This window comes from Pseudomonas sp. NFR02 (assembly GCF_900119375.1).
Lineage (GTDB): Bacteria > Pseudomonadota > Gammaproteobacteria > Pseudomonadales > Pseudomonadaceae > Aquipseudomonas > Aquipseudomonas paracarnis.
The window spans coordinates 84,013-102,213 of the sequence record NZ_FPJJ01000002.1; the positions used below are offsets into that span (position 1 = coordinate 84,013).

General features: G+C 60.5%; 14 protein-coding genes. 8 read left to right on the forward strand and 6 right to left on the reverse strand.

Annotated features, from left to right (window positions below):
* Positions 1-93: 93 nt before the first annotated feature.
* Both BT199_RS06105 and algW read right to left on the reverse strand, forming a co-directional pair.
* Positions 94-2,187, reverse strand: a complete 2,094-nt coding sequence (locus BT199_RS06105) for a TonB-dependent siderophore receptor (protein WP_072434155.1) — start codon at positions 2,185-2,187, stop codon at positions 94-96.
* 112 nt (positions 2,188-2,299) lie between these two features.
* Complete coding sequence (gene algW / locus BT199_RS06110; RefSeq protein WP_003188388.1) at positions 2,300-3,460, reverse strand: Do family serine endopeptidase AlgW; 1,161 nt, start codon at positions 3,458-3,460, stop codon at positions 2,300-2,302.
* A 101-nt stretch (positions 3,461-3,561) separates the two neighbouring features.
* Here algW and BT199_RS06115 point away from each other — a divergent pair, with 101 nt between their 5' ends.
* The 3 genes from BT199_RS06115 to cysN all read left to right on the forward strand — a co-directional run bounded on the left by BT199_RS06115 (position 3,562) and on the right by cysN (position 7,398).
* Positions 3,562-4,320 carry a Nif3-like dinuclear metal center hexameric protein gene (locus BT199_RS06115; RefSeq protein ID WP_014716853.1) on the forward strand — a complete coding sequence of 253 codons (759 nt, stop codon included), beginning with the start codon at positions 3,562-3,564 and terminating at the stop codon, positions 4,318-4,320.
* A gap of 252 nt (positions 4,321-4,572) precedes the next feature.
* The gene (cysD, locus tag BT199_RS06120; protein WP_016971196.1) at positions 4,573-5,490 is read left to right on the forward strand and encodes a sulfate adenylyltransferase subunit CysD; all 918 of its coding nucleotides are present in this window, start codon (positions 4,573-4,575) and stop codon (positions 5,488-5,490) included.
* Between the two features lie 9 nt (positions 5,491-5,499).
* Positions 5,500-7,398: a sulfate adenylyltransferase subunit CysN gene (cysN, locus tag BT199_RS06125; protein ID WP_003188392.1), complete on the forward strand. Its 1,899-nt coding sequence runs from the start codon at positions 5,500-5,502 to the stop codon at positions 7,396-7,398.
* Between the two features lie 193 nt (positions 7,399-7,591).
* Here cysN and BT199_RS06130 read toward each other — a convergent pair whose 3' ends face one another.
* The 3 genes from BT199_RS06130 to BT199_RS06140 all read right to left on the reverse strand — a co-directional run bounded on the left by BT199_RS06130 (position 7,592) and on the right by BT199_RS06140 (position 10,958).
* A complete protein-coding gene (locus tag BT199_RS06130) occupies positions 7,592-8,491 on the reverse strand; it encodes an acyltransferase (RefSeq protein WP_014716856.1) in 900 nt (299 codons plus the stop codon).
* Positions 8,492-10,591: a phosphate acetyltransferase gene (pta, locus tag BT199_RS06135; protein WP_003188396.1), complete on the reverse strand. Its 2,100-nt coding sequence runs from the start codon at positions 10,589-10,591 to the stop codon at positions 8,492-8,494.
* 79 nt (positions 10,592-10,670) lie between these two features.
* Positions 10,671-10,958: a DUF3565 domain-containing protein gene (locus BT199_RS06140; protein WP_072434156.1), complete on the reverse strand. Its 288-nt coding sequence runs from the start codon at positions 10,956-10,958 to the stop codon at positions 10,671-10,673.
* Between BT199_RS06140 and BT199_RS06145 the strand changes: the two genes are divergently transcribed.
* Positions 10,957-11,442: an FKBP-type peptidyl-prolyl cis-trans isomerase gene (locus BT199_RS06145; RefSeq protein WP_003188398.1), complete on the forward strand. Its 486-nt coding sequence runs from the start codon at positions 10,957-10,959 to the stop codon at positions 11,440-11,442. The two genes, BT199_RS06140 and BT199_RS06145, sit on opposite strands and share 2 nt — an antisense overlap.
* 277 nt (positions 11,443-11,719) lie before the next feature.
* Here BT199_RS06145 and rpsT read toward each other — a convergent pair whose 3' ends face one another.
* Entirely contained in the window at positions 11,720-11,998 is a 279-nt protein-coding gene (gene rpsT, locus BT199_RS06150) for a 30S ribosomal protein S20 (RefSeq protein ID WP_003188401.1), read from the reverse strand.
* Positions 11,999-12,251: 253 nt separating this feature from the next.
* Here rpsT and murJ point away from each other — a divergent pair, with 253 nt between their 5' ends.
* The 4 genes from murJ to lspA all read left to right on the forward strand — a co-directional run bounded on the left by murJ (position 12,252) and on the right by lspA (position 18,199).
* Complete coding sequence (gene murJ, locus BT199_RS06160) at positions 12,252-13,790, forward strand: murein biosynthesis integral membrane protein MurJ (protein ID WP_014716857.1); 1,539 nt, start codon at positions 12,252-12,254, stop codon at positions 13,788-13,790.
* Positions 13,791-13,909: 119 nt separating this feature from the next.
* A complete protein-coding gene (gene ribF, locus BT199_RS06165; protein WP_003188404.1) occupies positions 13,910-14,848 on the forward strand; it encodes a bifunctional riboflavin kinase/FAD synthetase in 939 nt (312 codons plus the stop codon).
* A 14-nt stretch (positions 14,849-14,862) separates the two neighbouring features.
* The gene (ileS, locus tag BT199_RS06170) at positions 14,863-17,694 is read left to right on the forward strand and encodes an isoleucine--tRNA ligase (protein ID WP_072434157.1); all 2,832 of its coding nucleotides are present in this window, start codon (positions 14,863-14,865) and stop codon (positions 17,692-17,694) included.
* Positions 17,687-18,199 (forward strand): signal peptidase II, encoded by a 513-nt coding sequence (gene lspA, locus BT199_RS06175; RefSeq protein ID WP_014716859.1) that lies wholly within the window; start codon positions 17,687-17,689, stop codon positions 18,197-18,199. Before ileS ends, lspA begins: the two co-directional genes overlap by 8 nt.
* The last annotated feature ends 2 nt before the right edge of the window (positions 18,200-18,201 follow it).

An 18,201-nucleotide genomic window follows, 5' to 3' on the forward strand; every position in this document is an offset into this window, starting at 1 on the left:
TCAAGATCACAAGCAGATCAAGATCAAGAGCGGCTCGCTTCGCATCGTGATTACCTATGGTCATCGCAGGCAAGCCACACATTTTGACTGTATCTACAGATTAAGGGTCAGGCTAACCGTGAAGTTGCGCGGCTCGCCGGGGTTGACCCAATAGTTGCTGTAGGACCGCTCGTAGTACTTTTCATTGAACAGGTTGTTGAGGTTCAGCCCCACCGTCACGTTCTGCGTGGCCTTGTAATGGGCCAGCAAATCCACGGTGTGGTAGGCGGGCAGTTCGAAGCCTGTGCCGGCTTCGCCTGAGCGGTCACCTACATAGGTGAACGCTGCGCCCAGGTCTGAGCCACGCAATGCGCCGTCCTGGAATTCATACACACCCAACACACTGCCGCTGCGCTTGGCCACGCCGAGAATGCGGCTGCCCGTGGGGATGATTTTGTCGCCCTTGGTCACTTCAGCGTCGATGTAGGCCAAGGCGCCGATCACGCGGACTGCGTCGGTCACTTGCCCGGTTACTTGCAGGTCGAAGCCCTGGCTGCGGGCCTTGCCCATGGCGCGGTTGAGGTTGGTCGTCGGGTCCAGGGTCAGCACGTTTTCCTTTTCGATATGAAAGGCCGCCAGGGTGGCGCTGAGGCGGTCGTCAAACAGCTCGCTCTTGACCCCCACCTCATAACCCACGCCTTCTTCGGGCTTGAAGGACTTGCCACCGGCATCCAGGCCGCTATTGGGCTTGAACGACGTGGAGGCGTTGGCAAACACGCCGACTTCTGGCGTGAGCTGGTAGAGCAGGCCGGCGCGCTGAGTGAAGGCGTCGTGGGTTTGGCGGCCCTTGGCGTGGTTGCGGGTGAAGTCGTCGGTGCTTTGTTCGAAGTGTTCGAAGCGCGCACCGATCATGCCGCGCAGGCGGTCGGTGAAGATGATCTGGTCTTGCAGGTTCAGTGCGTGGCTTTTGGTTTGTTCGAAGAAGTCAGTGCCGGAGCGTATGCCGTTGGGTTTGGGCTGGCCGTACACCGGTTTGTAGATGTCGATGGGATAGTCGCTAGCGATCGTCGTCACACGCTCTTTCTTGCGGTAATCCTCGTATTCGGTGCCGATCAACAGCTCATGTTGCCAACTGCCGATATCGAACACCCCGCGCAGTTCCAGCTGGGTGATGCTGTCATGCCAACCGGTGGAGCGTTCACGGTAGCGGCGATTGACGCTGTGGCCGTCTGCGTTCAACGCTCGGCTTTCCGAAGCATCGCCCCACAGGCTGCCTTGCTTGTAATGGCTGGCCAGGCGCAGTTTCCAGGCGTCGTTGAGGTGGTGTTCCAACGCCGCCTGAATGCGGTTGTTGTGGTTGCGGATATTGCCGTCGTTGGGCTCGCCGAGGAAGGTGGAATGGGACATGCCGGTGTTGGCGACGATGCCCCGGTCGAAGGTGGAGCTGTGGCGCACGAATTCGCTTTCCACCAGCAGCGTGGTGTCCGGGTCCAGTTGCCAGCTGAAGGAGGGCGCGACGAACACACGCTTGGCGTCGACGTGATCGCGAAAGCTGTGGTTGTCTTCAACGGCCAGGTTCACTCGCGTCAGCACGCGCCCCTCGCTGTCCAGCGGCGTATTCACATCCAGCGCCGTGCGGTAGCGGTCCCAACTGCCTGCGCTGGTTTGCAGCGTGGTGAAGGCCTCGGGCTGAGGTTTCTTGGTGACGATATTCACCGTGCCGCCGGGATCGCCACGCCCATAAAGGCTGGCGGCGGGGCCTTTGAGCACTTCAATGCGCTCGATATTCGCCGCGTCCGGGGTGCTGGGGTAACCACGGTTGGCGCTGAAACCATCCTGGTAGAACTCGGATGTGGTGAAGCCGCGCACGCTGTATTCGTAGAGGGTCAGGCCGCCGAAGTTGTTTTGCTTGGACACACCGCCTGCGAATTCCAGGGCGCGTTCAACGCTGGTACTGCCCAGGTCTTTGAGTACCGTGGCCGGAATCACGCTGATCGACTGCGGGATGTCGCGCAAGGCCGTGTCGGTCTTGGTCGCACTGGCAGAGCGGGTGGCACGGTAGCCGTCGACCGGACCGGTAGCGGATTCATAGGCGTCGGAAGTGACGCTGATGGTGTCCAGTTCCAGGGTGTTTTCTTCGGCGTAGGCAGGGTCGAGCAGCAAACCCAGGGCCAGGCCGGCCAAGGGCACAAACTTTCGAGACGACATGATAGAGCGTTCCAATAGCGATATTGAAACAATATAACATGCCTAATGAGAATGAATCGCTAAGAAATATGGCCTTACAAGCGCCCGCGAACGGGCGCTTGGGTCGCGACGGTTATTGCTCTTCTTTCACTGGCGCGGTCGCCGGTGGTGGGCGCAGGCCGATTTCCGCCGACAGTTTGATCTCCTTGCCGTTGCGCATCACCAGGATCGCCACCTTGTCGGTCGGCTTGATCCGCGCCACCTGGTTCATGGACTTGCGGCCATCACCCGCCGGCGCGCCGTCGATGCTGAGGATCACATCGCCCAGTTGCAGGCCGGCTTTCTGCGCCGGGCCGTCGCGGAAGATCCCCGCTACCACGATGCCTGGACGCCCGGTCAGGCCAAATGACTCGGCCAGTTCCTTGGTCAAAGGCTGTACTTCAATGCCCAGCCAGCCGCGAATCACCTGGCCGTGCTCAATGATCGACTTCATCACTTCCATCGCCAGCTTTACCGGGATGGCAAAACCAATGCCCTGTGAACCGCCAGACTTGGAAAAAATCGCGGTGTTGATGCCAGTCAGGTTGCCATTGGCGTCCACCAGCGCACCGCCCGAGTTGCCGGGGTTGATCGCCGCGTCGGTCTGGATGAAATCTTCGTAGCTGTTAAGGCCCAACTGGTTACGCCCGGTGGCGCTGATGATGCCCATGGTCACCGTTTGCCCCACTCCGAACGGGTTGCCGATGGCCAGCGCCACATCGCCCACGCGCAAACCGTCGGAGCGGCCGAGGGTGATGGCCGGCAGGTTCTTCAGATCAATCTTGAGTACCGCCAGATCCGTTTCCGGGTCGCTGCCCACCACACGGGCCAGGGTTTCGCGGCCGTCACGCAGGGCCACCACGATCTGGTCGGCGCCCGTGGTCACGTGGTTGTTGGTGAGGATGTAGCCTTCGGGGCTCATGATCACGCCGGAGCCGAGGCTGGATTCCATGCGGCGCTGCTTGGGGCCGTTGTCACCGAAGTAGCGGCGAAATTGCGGGTCTTCAAACAACGGATGCGCAGGTTTGTTGATGACCTTGGTGGTGTACAGGTTGACCACCGCCGGAGCGGCGATGACCACGGCATCGGCATAGGTCACCGGCCCTTGCACCACTGTGTTGGTCTGCGGCGCCTGTTGCAGGTTCACATCCAGTGTGGGCAGGCCCACCCACTGGGGATAACGCTGGATAATCAGCATCGCGATCAGCACGCCAGCCAACAATGGCCATCCAAAAAAACGCAGTGCCTTGAGCATCAAGTAAGTCCTGACAGGTTGCAGGGGGCGGGAGAGCGCCCATAATGTCGCGCATTATACGAGGCTGTGACGCCTGCGAACGGGATATTTAGGAGTCTTTTATGGCCGTGCCCCTTACTACCCTCGTCGAGGAAGCCGACCGCTACCTCGGCAGCGCCAAAATTGCCGATTACTGCCCCAATGGCCTGCAGGTCGAGGGCCGGCCCCAAGTGATGCGCATCGTCAGCGGCGTGACCGCCAGCCAAGCCCTGCTGGACGCCGCTGTCGAAGCCAAGGCCGACCTGGTGCTGGTGCACCACGGTTACTTCTGGAAGGGCGAAAACCCATGCATCACCGGCATGAAGCAGCGCCGCCTCAAAACCCTGCTCAAGCATGACATCAGCCTGCTGGCTTACCACTTGCCCCTGGACCTGCACGCCGATGTCGGCAACAACGTGCAACTGGCTCGCCACCTGGACATCACCGTCGAAGGCCCGCTGGACCCCGGCAACCCAAAAATCGTCGGCCTGGTCGGCTCCCTGGCCGAGCCCTTGTCACCCCGCGACTTCGCCCGCCGCGTGCAGGAAGTGATGGGCCGCGAACCGCTGCTGATCGAAGGCAGCGAGATGATTCGCCGCGTCGGCTGGTGTACCGGTGGCGGCCAGGGCTACATCGACCAGGCGATTGCCGCGGGTGTCGATTTGTACCTGAGCGGTGAAGCGTCCGAACAGACCTTCCACAGCGCCCGGGAAAACGACATCAGCTTCATCGCCGCCGGCCATCACGCCACCGAACGCTATGGCGTGCAGGCGCTAGGCGACTATCTGGCGCGACGCTTTGCCCTGGAGCATCTGTTCATCGACTGCCCCAATCCGATCTAAAGCACAGCATGAACACCGTGGACGCTGGCTTGCCTGCGATGGCATCACCTCGGTCAGCCTGAAGGAGCACGGCGCCTGTATCGCAGGCAAGCCAGCTCCCACATTGAGCGAGTTGGGCGCCAAACTCGGCGGCATATTCATATACCGTTTCGGTCTAGCTGGCTCCCTAAATAGAAGAAGTTGCTGTGCTAGCATGCCTCGCTCGAACACGGCCCGCTGGCCGTCCACAAGATCGTTTTTCCGTGAGTAACCATGGTCGACAAACTGACGCATCTGAAACAGCTGGAGGCGGAAAGCATCCACATCATCCGCGAGGTCGCCGCCGAGTTCGATAACCCGGTGATGCTCTACTCGATCGGTAAAGACTCCGCCGTGATGCTGCATCTGGCACGCAAGGCCTTCTTCCCAGGCAAACTGCCATTTCCGGTGATGCACGTCGACACTCGCTGGAAATTCCAGGAGATGTACAAGTTCCGCGACAAGATGGTCGAGGAGCTGGGTCTGGACCTCATCACTCACATCAACCCCGATGGCGTGGCGCAGAACATCAACCCGTTCACCCACGGCAGTGCCAAGCACACCGATATCATGAAGACCGAGGGCCTCAAGCAGGCGCTGGACAAGCATGGTTTCGACGCAGCATTCGGCGGTGCCCGTCGCGATGAAGAGAAATCCCGTGCCAAAGAGCGCGTGTACTCGTTCCGCGACAGCAAGCACCGTTGGGACCCGAAGAACCAACGCCCGGAGCTGTGGAACGTCTACAACGGCAACGTCAACAAGGGCGAGTCGATCCGCGTGTTCCCGCTGTCCAACTGGACCGAGCTTGACATCTGGCAGTACATCTACCTGGAAGGCATCCCGATCGTGCCGCTGTACTTCGCCGCCGAGCGCGAGGTGATCGAGAAGAACGGCACGTTGATCATGATCGACGACGACCGCATCCTCGAGCACCTGTCCGACGAAGACAAAGCCCGTATCGTCAAAAAGAAAGTACGTTTCCGCACCCTTGGCTGCTACCCGTTGACGGGTGCGGTGGAGTCCGAAGCCGAGACGCTGACGGACATCATTCAGGAAATGCTCCTGACGCGAACTTCCGAGCGCCAGGGCCGTGTCATCGACCACGATGGTGCAGGCTCGATGGAAGATAAAAAACGTCAAGGCTATTTCTAAGGGGCTGTCATGTCGCATCAATCTGATTTGATCAGCGAGGACATCCTCGCCTACCTGGGCCAGCACGAGCGCAAAGAGATGTTGCGCTTCCTGACCTGCGGCAACGTCGATGACGGCAAGAGCACCCTGATCGGGCGCCTGCTGCACGACTCCAAGATGATCTACGAAGATCACCTGGAAGCCATTACCCGCGACTCGAAGAAGTCCGGCACCACCGGTGACGATATAGACCTGGCGTTGCTGGTCGATGGCCTGCAGGCCGAGCGTGAGCAGGGCATCACCATCGATGTTGCCTACCGCTATTTCTCCACCGCCAAGCGCAAATTCATCATCGCCGATACCCCCGGCCATGAGCAGTACACCCGCAACATGGCCACCGGTGCGTCTACCTGTGACCTGGCGATCATCCTGATCGACGCCCGCTACGGCGTGCAGACCCAGACCCGTCGTCACAGCTACATCGCCTCGTTGCTGGGCATCAAACACATCGTGGTGGCCATCAACAAGATGGACATCAACGGCTTTGACCAAAGCGTATTCGAGTCGATCAAGGCCGATTACCTGAAGTTCGCCGAAGGTATCGCCTTCAAGCCGAGCACCCTGGCCTTCGTGCCGATGTCGGCGCTCAAGGGCGACAACGTGGTGAACAAGAGCGAGCGTTCGCCCTGGTACACCGGCCAGTCGCTGATGGAGATCTTGGAGACTGTCGAGATCGCCAACGACCGCAACTACACCGACCTGCGTTTCCCGGTGCAATACGTCAACCGCCCGAACCTGAACTTCCGTGGGTTTGCCGGCACCCTGGCGAGCGGCATCGTGCACAAGGGTGACGAAGTGGTGGTATTGCCGTCGGGCAAGAGCAGCCGCGTCAAATCCATCGTCACCTTTGAAGGTGAGCTGGAACACGCAGGCCCAGGCCAGGCCGTGACCTTGACCATGGAAGATGAGATCGACATCTCCCGTGGCGACCTGTTGGTGCATGCCGACAACGTGCCGCAAGTGACCGACGCCTTCGATGCCATGCTGGTGTGGATGGCTGAAGAACCGATGCTGCCGGGCAAGAAATACGACATCAAACGCGCCACCAGCTACGTGCCGGGTTCCATCACCAGCATCGTGCACCGCGTGGACGTAAACACCCTGGCCGAAGGCCCGGCGAGTTCGCTGCAGCTCAACGAAATTGGCCGGGTCAAGGTCAGCCTGGACGCCGCCATCGCCCTGGACGGTTACGACAGCAACCGCACCACCGGCGCGTTCATCGTGATCGATCGTTTGACCAACGGCACGGTCGCCGCGGGCATGATCATCGCGCCACCGGTGGGTCATGGCGGCGCTGCGCAGCACGGCAGCCTGGCGCATGTCGCCACCGAAGAGCGCGCCTTGCGTTTCGGCCAGCAGCCGGCCACGGTGTTGTTCAGCGGCTTGTCGGGCGCAGGCAAGAGCACTCTGGCCTATGCGGTCGAGCGCAAGCTGTTCGACATGGGCCGTGCGGTGTTCGTACTGGACGGCCAGAACCTGCGTCACGACCTGAACAAAGGGTTGCCGCAGGACCGTGCCGGGCGTACCGAGAACTGGCGTCGTGCCGCTCATGTGGCGCGTCAGTTCAATGAAGCCGGCCTGTTGACCCTGGCAGCCTTCGTTGCGCCGGATGCCGAAGGCCGTGAACAGGCCAAGGCGCTGATTGGTGCGGACCGACTGCTGACCGTCTACGTGCAGGCATCGCCGTTGGTGTGCGCCGAGCGTGACCCGCAAGGTTTGTACGCGGCCGGTGGGGATAACATCCCTGGCGAATCCTTCCCGTATGACGTGCCGCTGAATGCCGACCTTGTGATCGACACCCAGGCGTTGTCGCTGGAAGACAGCGTCAAGCAAGTGCTGGAACTGTTGCGTCAGCGCGGCGCGATCTAAGCTTTATTGCCGCACAAAAAAGCCCGCCACCGGTTACCCGGTGGCGGGCTTTTTACATATTCTCAAATATGGACTCGGTCAATGTGGGAGCTGGCTTGCCTGCGATGGCGGACTGTCAGTTTATTGATCCTTAGCTGATCCACCGCTATCGCAGGCAAGCCAGCCCCCACATTAAATTGCATCCACATGTTGATCAGCGGCTGGCCGGAAAGTCTTTGTGCAGCTGTTCCAACAATGCATCCTTGTCTTGCCACAACTGGTTGATCCAGCCCTGGAACGCCAGTCGATATTCCCCATCCTGCTCATAATTCTTGCCGATGAATTCGGCCGGTATCTGCACCTCTTCAAAGTGCACCACCACGTCCTTCACGTTACCGCACAGCAAATCCCAATAACCTGGGCGCCCGGCGGGGTAGTGGATGGTCACATTGATCAGTGACTTGAGCTGCTCGCCCATGGCATCCAACACAAACGCAATGCCGCCCGCCTTGGGTTTAAGCAGGTAGCGAAACGGTGACTGCTGCTGCGCATGCTTGCCCGGCGTAAAGCGTGTGCCTTCGGCAAAGTTGAAAATCCCCACGGGGTTGTCGCGAAACTTCGCACAGGTCTTGCGCGTGGTTTCCAGGTCTTTGCCTTTCTTCTCCGGGTGCTTCTCCAAATAAGCCTTGCTGTAGCGCTTCATGAAGGGGAAGCCCAGCGCCCACCACGCCAGACCAATCACCGGTACCCAGATCAGCTCTTGCTTGAGGAAGAACTTCAGGGGGCGAATGCGCCGATTGAGCACGTACTGCAACACCATGATGTCGACCCAGCTCTGATGGTTGCTGGTCACCAGGTACGAGTGCTGGTAGTCCAGGCCCTCAAGGCCAGTCAGGTGCCAGCGCGTACGGCGCACCAGGTTCATCCAACCCTTGTTGTTGGTGACCCAGGCTTCATGGGTGTGGTTCATCAGCCATTCGCTCAGGCGCTTGGCGAACGGCAGCGCCTTGAACAGCGCCACGATAAACAGGAACGAACACAGCAGGATCGTGTTCAGCGCCAGCAACAGCGAAGCGATCACCCCGCGCACGGCGGCAGGTAGAAAATCCAGCATTTAGATATCCATGGGTCGGTTGGCGGCTTGGATCGCCGTCAGGGCGATGGTGTACACGATGTCGTCCACCTGGGCGCCTCGTGGCAGGTCATTGACCGGTTTGCGCAGGCCCTGGAGCATCGGCCCCAGGCTCACGCAATCGGCGCTGCGTTGTACGGCTTTGTGGGTAGTGTTGCCGGTGTTCAGGTCCGGGAATACAAAGACGGTGGCCTTGCCTGCCACCTGGCTGTTGGGCGCCAGTTGTCGGGCGACGTTTTCGTTGGCGGCAGCGTCGTATTGCAACGGGCCGTCGATCAGCAGCGAGCTTTGTTGTTCGTGGGCGAGCAGGGTGGCTTCGCGGACTTTTTCCACCTCCTCGCCGCTGGCCGAGTCACCGCTGGAATAGCTGATCATCGCCACCCGTGGCGTGATGCCGAACGCGGCCGCCGAGTCGGCGCTTTGCAGGGCGATTTCCGCCAGTTCCGCAGCGCTTGGGTGCGGGTTCATCACGCAGTCGCCGTACACCAGTACCTGCTCGGGGAACAACATAAAGAACACCGACGACACCAAGGTGCAGCCCGGCGCGGTCTTGATCAGTTGCAGGGCAGGGCGAATGGTATTGGCGGTGGAGTGAATAACGCCGGAGACCAGGCCATCCACTTCGTCGAGAGCGAGCATCATGGTGGCGATCACCACGGTGTCTTCCAGTTGTTGCTCGGCCATGGGCGCATTGAGGCTTTTGCTCTTGCGCAAGGCGACCATCGGCTCCACGTAGCGTTGGCGAATCAGGTCGGGGTCGAGAATCTCCAGGCCTTCGGGCAGGTCGATACCCTGGGCGCGGGCGACTGCCTCCACATCCGCAGGCTTGGCCAGCAGCACGCAACGGGCAATGCCGCGGGCCTGGCAGATGGCGGCGGCCTGTACGGTCAGCGGCTCGCTGCCTTCGGGCAACACGATGCGTTTGTTGGCGGCCTGGGCGCGTTGGATCAACTGGTAACGGAACACCGCCGGCGACAGGCGCATCTCCCGCGGCGTGCCGCAACGCTGGTGCAGCCAGCGCGCATCGAGGTGGCTGGCGACGAAGTCGGTGATGATTTCCGCACGCTCGCGGTCATCGATAGGGATTTCCTTGTTGAGGCTATTGAGCTGGTTGGCGGTGTCATAGGAGCCGGTGCTCACCGACAACACCGGCAACCCGGCCTGGAAGGCGCCCCGGCACAGATCCATGATGCGTGGGTCGGGCAGGGTGTCGCTGGTCAGCAGCAGCCCGGCCAGCGGCACGCCATTGATGGCGGCCAGGCTGACGGCGAGGATGATGTCATCGCGATCTCCCGGGGTCACCACCAACACGCCGGGTTTGAGCAGCTCGACAGTGTTACGCATGGTGCGTGCGCAAATGATGATCTTGGTCATGCGCCGGCTTTCGTAGTCGCCGGCGTTGAGGATCTGCGCGCCCATCAGGTCGGCCACGTCGCGGGTGCGCGGGGCATTCAGCTCGGGTTGGTAGGGGATGCAGCCGAGCAGCCGGAAATCGCCGCTGCGCAACAGCGGCGAATGCTCTTTGAGGCGCGCCGAGAAGGCTTCCATGCTTTCGTCGGTGCGTACCTTGTTGAGGATTACGCCCAGCACTTTCGGGTCTTTGGGACCGCCAAACAGTTGGGCCTGCAATTCCACACGGCCGGAAAGCTCGGTGAGCACTTCATTTTCCGGCGCCGAGACCAGGATCACTTCGGCGTCCAGGCTCTTGGCCAGGTGCAGGTTGACCCGTGCCGCGTAGCTGGCGCTGCGGGTCGGCACCATGCCTTCGACGATCAGCACGTCTTTGCCTACGGCTGCCTGTTGGTAAAGGGTGATGATCTCTTCGAGCAGCTCATCGAGCTGGCCGTCGCCGAGCATGCGCTCCACGTGAGCCAGGCCCAGGGGCTGCGGCGGTTTCAGGCCGTGGGTGCGCGCCACCAGCTCGGTGGAGCGTTCCGGCCCGGTATCGCCAGGGTGTGGCTGGGCGATGGGTTTGAAAAAACCGACTTTCAGGCCGGCCCGTTCCAGGGTGCGCACCAGCCCAAGGCTGATGGAGGTCAGACCCACACCAAAATCGGTGGGCGCGATAAAAAAAGTCTGCATGCGAATTCTCTGGAGGTGCATGGCTTGGGTGGCGCTCTATGGGTGAGTGCCTACCGCGAATCAGGCGCCAAGGTTATCGTTATTCGTGCCCTTGCGCACACCAGCCGCACGCAAAGGCCTGGCCTATTTTTTCAAGGCGTTGCGCGGGGTCGAGCACCCAGGGGCGCGACTGCCAGGGCGGTTGGTGGCGCAGGTGCTGGGTGTGGCCGCAGGACAGCTCGGCCACCCAGTGGCCATCGTCGTCCTGATGAAAACCTGTGATCGTGACCGTTGATCGGCCCCGTCCGTCCGGGTTCCGTTCGCTTTCGGGCAAATCCTTGTTTAGACTTGTCCGTTCTTCATTCTTTTGCAAAAGGTCTCGCCCCATGACGATCGCCGCTAACAAGGCTGTCTCCATCGACTATACCCTGACCAACGACGCTGGTGAGGTCATCGACAGCTCCGCCGGCGGCGCGCCGCTGGTTTACCTGCAAGGCGCAGGTAACATCATCCCGGGCCTGGAAAAGGCTCTGGAAGGCAAGAACGTCGGTGACGAACTGACCGTCGCCGTAGAACCTGAAGATGCCTACGGCGAATACTCCGCCGAACTGGTCAGCACCTTGAGCCGCAGCATGTTCGAAGGTGTTGATGAGCTGGAAGTGGGCATGCAGTTCCACGCTTCCGCGCCGGACGGCCAAATGCAGATCGTCACCATCCGCGACCTGGACGGCGACGACGTTACCGTTGACGGCAACCACCCTCTGGCTGGCCAGCGCCTGAACTTCCAAGTGAAGATCGTGGCCATCCGCGACGCTTCCCAGGAAGAAGTGGCTCACGGCCACGTCCACGGTGAAGGCGGTCATCACCATTGATTGTGGTTTGATCAATCGGTATCAAAAACGCCCCGACTGGTTCGGGGCGTTTTTTTGCCTTGAGAATATTCCCGGTCAACTTTCTGTAGGAGCGAGCTTGCTCGCGAAAAACCTGAGAACCCCTCGGGCGCCAGGCTTCCCGCGTCATCGTTAACGATCTTCGCGAGCAAGCTCGCTCCTACAGTTTTCAGGGGGCAAACAAAAATGCCCCGGACCTTTCGGTACGGGGCATTTCTTAACTGTTACGCAACCTGGGCTACGTGGCAGTTGTTACCACTTAGGCTGCAGCAGGAACGCTCAGAGCCTTGATGTGGCCATTCAGGCGGCTCTTATGGCGAGCGGCCTTGTTCTTGTGGATGATGCCTTTATCGGCCATACGGTCGATAACAGGCACAGCCAGAACGTAAGCTGCTTGAGCTTTTTCAGCGTCTTTGGTGTCGATGGCTTTGACTACATTCTTGATGTAGGTGCGAACCATGGAACGCAGGCTGGCGTTGTGGCTGCGACGCTTCTCAGCCTGTTTTGCACGTTTTTTGGCGGAAGGTGTGTTGGCCACCGTCGAGCTCCTCGAAAGACTTTTTAGGAAATAGCAAACAAAATAGGCCGCGAATCATGCCGATGACTTGACGGGTTGTCAAGGGCGGCTGATGCGAACTGCTGAGTGGTCGATCTGAAGAGGCGGGTGATTTATTTCCGGCGCTTGACCTGTAAACTCGCGAGCTTTGGCTCTGTGCTGTTGCAGGCGCGCAGTATCGCATAAGTGGGCGCGTAGTTCGCCTGCTCTTTATCTATAGGCGCAAACTCTTTCAATGAATCTGCTCAAATCGTTGGCTGCCGTCAGCTCTATCACGATGATTTCCAGGGTGTTGGGGTTCGTGCGTGACACCCTGCTGGCCCGCATCTTTGGCGCCAGCATGGCCACGGATGCGTTCTTTATTGCCTTTAAACTGCCCAACCTGTTGCGGCGGATCTTTGCCGAAGGCGCGTTTTCCCAGGCGTTCGTGCCGATTCTGGCCGAGTACAAGACCCAGCATGGCGAGGAGGCGACCCGTACGTTTATCGCCTACGTCTCAGGTTTGCTGACGCTGGTGCTGATGCTGGTAACCATCGTCGGGATGCTCGCCGCGCCCTGGGTGATCTGGGCCACGGCGCCCGGTTTTGCCAATACGCCGGAAAAGTTCGCGCTGACCACTGATCTGCTGCGGGTGACCTTTCCTTATATATTGCTGATTTCCCTGTCTTCGCTCGCCGGGGCGATCCTCAATACCTGGAATCGTTTCTCGGTACCGGCCTTTGTGCCGACCTTGCTGAACGTCAGCATGATTATTTTTGCGTTGTTCCTTACGCCGTATTTCGATCCGCCCGTCATGGCCCTGGGCTGGGCGGTCCTGGCCGGCGGCCTGGCACAGTTGCTGTACCAGCTGCCGCACCTGAAAAAAATCGGCATGCTTGTACTGCCGCGCTTGAACCTCAAGGATTCCGGCGTCTGGCGCGTGATGCGCAACATGCTGCCGGCGATCCTCGGGGTGTCGGTCAGTCAGATTTCCCTGATCATCAACACCGCGTTCGCCTCGTTGCTGGTATCCGGCTCGGTGTCGTGGATGTACTACGCCGACCGCCTGATGGAATTGCCATCCGGTGTGCTGGGCGTGGCGTTGGGCACCATCCTGCTGCCGACCCTGGCGCGTACCTACGCCAGCAAGGATCGCCAGGAATACTCACGCATACTCGATTGGGGCCTGCGCCTATGCTTTCTGCTGGTGTTGCCGTGCGCCCTGGCCCTGGGCATCCTCGCCGAACCGTTGACGGTCTCGCTGTTTCAATACGGGCAGTTCGACGCCCATGACGCCTTGATGACCCAGCATGCGCTGGTCGCCTACTCCGTCGGTCTGCTCGGCATTATCGTGATCAAAGTGCTGGCGCCCGGCTTCTACGCTCAGCAAAACATCCGTACCCCGGTGAAAATCGCGATTTTCACCCTGGTGGTTACGCAACTGCTCAACCTGGTGTTTATCGGCCCGCTGGCCCACGCCGGCCTGGCTTTGGCGATCAGCGCGGGGGCATGTATAAACGCAGGCCTGCTGTTTTACCAATTGCGTAAACAGCAGATGTACCAACCACAGCCCGGCTGGGGCGTGTTTGCGCTCAAGCTGCTGGTGGCGGTCGCCGCGATGTCGGTTGTGCTCTTTGCCCTGATGCACCTCATGCCGGCCTGGGACCAAGGTAATATGCTGGAGCGCTTCATGCGCCTGGGTGTATTGGTGGTCGCGGGCGTGGCGGTGTACTTCGGGATGTTGCTGTTGCAGGGTTTCCGCCTGCGTGATTTCAATCGCAAGTCGTTGGGATAGAGACTTTGCCGCGATAAAACGGTTGTTTTATCGATTCGACCCATTTGGCCTGCGCAGTTGCCTGTCGTCCGGGGCTGGGTGTGGTTATAATCGACCACTTTATGAGCAAGAAGCGCGTTATGCAGCTGGTTCGAGGTCTCCACAACCTGCGCCCCGAGCATCGGGGCTGCGTCGCCACTATTGGCAACTTTGACGGTGTTCACCGTGGCCACCAGGCTATCCTGGCTCGGCTGCGCGAGCGTGCGGTCGAGTTGGGCGTGCCCAGCTGCGTGGTGATTTTTGAGCCACAACCGCGGGAGTTCTTTACCCCCGAAACCGCGCCGGCCCGCTTGGCGCGCTTGCGGGACAAGCTGCAGCTGTTGGCGGAGGAGGGCGTGGACCGTGTCCTCTGCCTGGCATTCAACCAGCGTTTGCGCAGCCTCAGCGCCGCCGAGTTCGTCGACCGCATCCTGGTGGACGGCTTGGGTGTACAGCACCTGGAGGTCGGCGACGACTTCCATTTCGGTTGTGATCGGGTCGGGGATTTCGATTTCCTGCAACATGCCGGCGTCAATCAGGGTTTCACTGTCGAAGCCGCGCAAACCGTCGAACTGGACGGCCTGCGCGTGAGCAGCACCCAGGTGCGTAACGCCCTGGCCGCCGCCGACTTCGACCTGGCCGAGCGTTTGCTCGGTCGCCCGTTCCGCATTGCCGGACGGGTATTGCACGGCCAGAAGCTGGCGCGCCAATTGGGCACGCCAACCGCCAACGTGCAACTCAAGCGCCGTCGTGTGCCGCTGACCGGGGTTTACCTGGTAAGCGTCGACATCGACGGCCAATCGTGGCCAGGAGTCGCCAATATAGGCGTCAGGCCCACGGTTGCAGGTGATGGCAAGGCCCACCTGGAAGTTCACCTTTTGGATTTTGCCGGTGATTTATACGACCGGCGTTTGACGGTGGTTTTCCACCAGAAGCTGCGTGAAGAGCAGCGTTTCGCCTCCCTGGAGGCGTTGAAAACGGCGATCAATGCGGATGTCGCCGCCGCCCGTGCACTAGCCGCACCTAGCGCCCATCGCTAACCGAAGAGCCTTAAATGACCGACTATAAAGCCACGCTAAACCTTCCGGACACCGCCTTCCCAATGAAGGCCGGCCTGCCACAGCGCGAACCGCAGATCCTGCAGCGCTGGGACAGTATTGGCCTGTACGGAAAGTTGCGCGAAATTGGCAAGGATCGTCCGAAATTCGTCCTGCACGACGGCCCTCCTTATGCCAACGGCACGATTCATATCGGTCATGCGCTGAACAAGATTCTCAAGGACATGATCCTGCGCTCCAAAACCCTGTCGGGCTTTGACGCGCCGTACGTTCCGGGCTGGGACTGCCATGGCCTGCCGATCGAGCATAAAGTTGAAGTGACCTACGGCAAGAACCTGGGCGCGGACAAGACCCGCGAACTGTGCCGTGCCTACGCCACTGAGCAGATCGAAGGCCAGAAGTCCGAATTCATCCGCCTGGGCGTGCTGGGCGAGTGGGACAACCCCTACAAGACCATGAACTTCAAGAACGAGGCCGGTGAAATCCGCGCCTTGGCTGAAATCGTCAAGGGCGGTTTCGTGTTCAAGGGCCTCAAGCCCGTGAACTGGTGCTTCGACTGCGGTTCGGCCCTGGCCGAAGCGGAAGTGGAGTACGAAGACAAGAAGTCCTCGACCATCGACGTGGCCTTCCCGATCGCCGACGACGCCAAGCTGGCCGAGGCCTTTGGCCTGGCAAGCCTGAGCAAGCCAGCGGCCATCGTGATCTGGACCACTACCCCGTGGACCATCCCGGCCAACCAGGCGCTGAACGTGCACCCGGAATTCACCTACGCCCTGGTGGACGTCGGTGATCGCCTGCTGGTGCTGGCCGAAGAAATGGTCGAGTCGTGCCTGGCGCGTTACGAACTAAAAGGTTCGGTGATCGCCACCACCACTGGTTCTGCGCTGGAGCTGATCAACTTCCGTCACCCGTTCTATGACCGTCTGTCGCCGGTGTACCTGGCTGACTACGTCGAGTTGGGTTCGGGTACCGGCATTGTCCACTGCTCGCCTGCCTATGGTGTGGACGACTTCGTGATCTGCAAGAAGTACGGCATGGTCAACGATGACATCATCAACCCGGTGCAGAGCAATGGCGTCTACGTGCCTTCGCTCGAATTCTTCGGTGGCCAGTTCATCTTCAAGGCTGACCAGCCGATCATCGAAAAGCTGCGTGAAGTCGGTGCGTTGATGCAAACCGCCACCATCCAGCACAGCTACATGCATTGCTGGCGTCACAAGACCCCGCTGATCTACCGCGCTACGGCGCAGTGGTTTATCGGCATGGACAAAGAGCCGACCAGCGGCGACACCCTGCGTGTACGCTCGCTCAAAGCCATCGAAGACACCAAGTTCGTCCCGGCCTGGGGCCAGGCGCGCCTGCACTCGATGATCGCCAACCGTCCTGACTGGTGCATCTCCCGCCAGCGTAACTGGGGCGTGCCGATCCCGTTTTTCCTGAACAAGGAAAGCGGTGAGCTGCACCCGCGCACCGTCGAGCTGATGGAAGTCGTGGCCCAGCGCGTTGAACAGGAAGGCATCGAAGCCTGGTTCAAGCTGGACGCCGCCGAGCTGTTGGGCGATGAAGCGCCGCTGTACGACAAGATCAGCGACACCCTCGACGTGTGGTTCGATTCGGGCACCACTCACTGGCACGTGCTGCGCGGTTCGCACCCTATGGGCCACGAGACCGGCCCGCGTGCCGACCTGTACCTGGAAGGTTCGGACCAGCACCGTGGCTGGTTCCACTCGTCGCTGCTGACCGGTTGCGCCATCGACAACCACGCGCCGTACCGCGAGCTGCTGACCCACGGCTTCACCGTCGACGAGACGGGCCGCAAGATGTCCAAATCGCTGAAGAACGTGATCGAACCGAAAAAGATCAACGATACGTTGGGCGCCGACATCATGCGTCTGTGGGTGGCTTCCACCGATTATTCGGGTGAAATCGCCGTGTCGGACCAGATCCTGGCCCGCAGCGCCGACGCCTACCGTCGTATCCGCAATACCGCGCGCTTCATGCTGTCGAACCTGACCGGTTTCAACCCGGCCACCGACCTGCTGCCGGCCGAAGACATGCTCGCGCTGGACCGTTGGGCCGTGGACCGTACCCTGTTGTTGCAGCGCGAGTTGCAGGAACACTACGGCGAATACCGCTTCTGGAACGTCTACTCCAAGATCCACAACTTCTGCGTGCAGGAGTTGGGCGGTTTCTACCTCGATATCATCAAGGACCGCCAGTACACCACCGGCGCCAACAGCAAGGCTCGCCGTTCGGCGCAGACCGCGCTGTACCACATCAGCGAAGCGCTGGTGCGCTGGATCGCGCCGATCCTGGCGTTCACCGCCGACGAGCTGTGGGAATACCTGCCGGGCGAGCGTAACGAGTCGGTCATGCTCAACACCTGGTACGAAGGCCTGACCGAACTGCCGGCCGACTTCGAACTGGGCCGCGAGTACTGGGAAGGCGTCATGGCTGTCAAGGTTGCGGTGAACAAGGAGCTGGAAGTTCAGCGTGCGGCCAAGGCCGTGGGCGGCAACCTGCAAGCCGAAGTCACCTTGTTTGCCGAGGACGGCCTGACTGCCGACCTGGCCAAGCTGAGCAACGAACTGCGCTTCGTACTGATCACCTCCACCGCGAGCCTGGCACCTTTCGCCCAGGCCCCGGCAGATGCCGTGGTCACCGAGGTGCCGGGCCTGAAGCTCAAGGTGGTGAAGTCGGCCTTCTCTAAATGCGCCCGTTGCTGGCACTGCCGTGAAGATGTCGGCGTGAACCCTGAGCACCCGGAAATCTGTGGTCGTTGTGTCGACAACATCAGCGGTGAAGGCGAGGTTCGTCACTATGCCTAATACAGCCAGTCGTTTCGGACGTCTGGGCTGGCTCGTACTGAGCCTGCTGGTGCTGGTCATTGACCAGGTCAGCAAGGCTCACTTCGAGGGCTCCCTGGAAATGTTCCAGCAAATCGTGGTGATCCCGGATTACTTCAGCTGGACCCTGGCCTATAACACGGGTGCCGCCTTCAGCTTCCTCGCTGATGGCGGTGGCTGGCAGCGCTGGCTGTTCGCGCTGATCGCCGTGGTGGTCAGTGCCGTGCTGGTGGTGTGGCTCAAGCGCCTGGGCCGCGACGACACCTGGCTGGCTATCGCGCTGGCCCTGGTGTTGGGCGGCGCGCTGGGTAACCTGTATGACCGCATCGCCCTGGGCCATGTGATCGACTTCATCCTGGTGCATTGGCAGAACCGCCACTACTTCCCGGCGTTCAACTTTGCCGACAGCGCCATCACCGTTGGTGCAATCATGCTGGCGCTGGATATGTTCAAGAGCAAGAAAACCGGAGAAACCGTCAATGACTGATC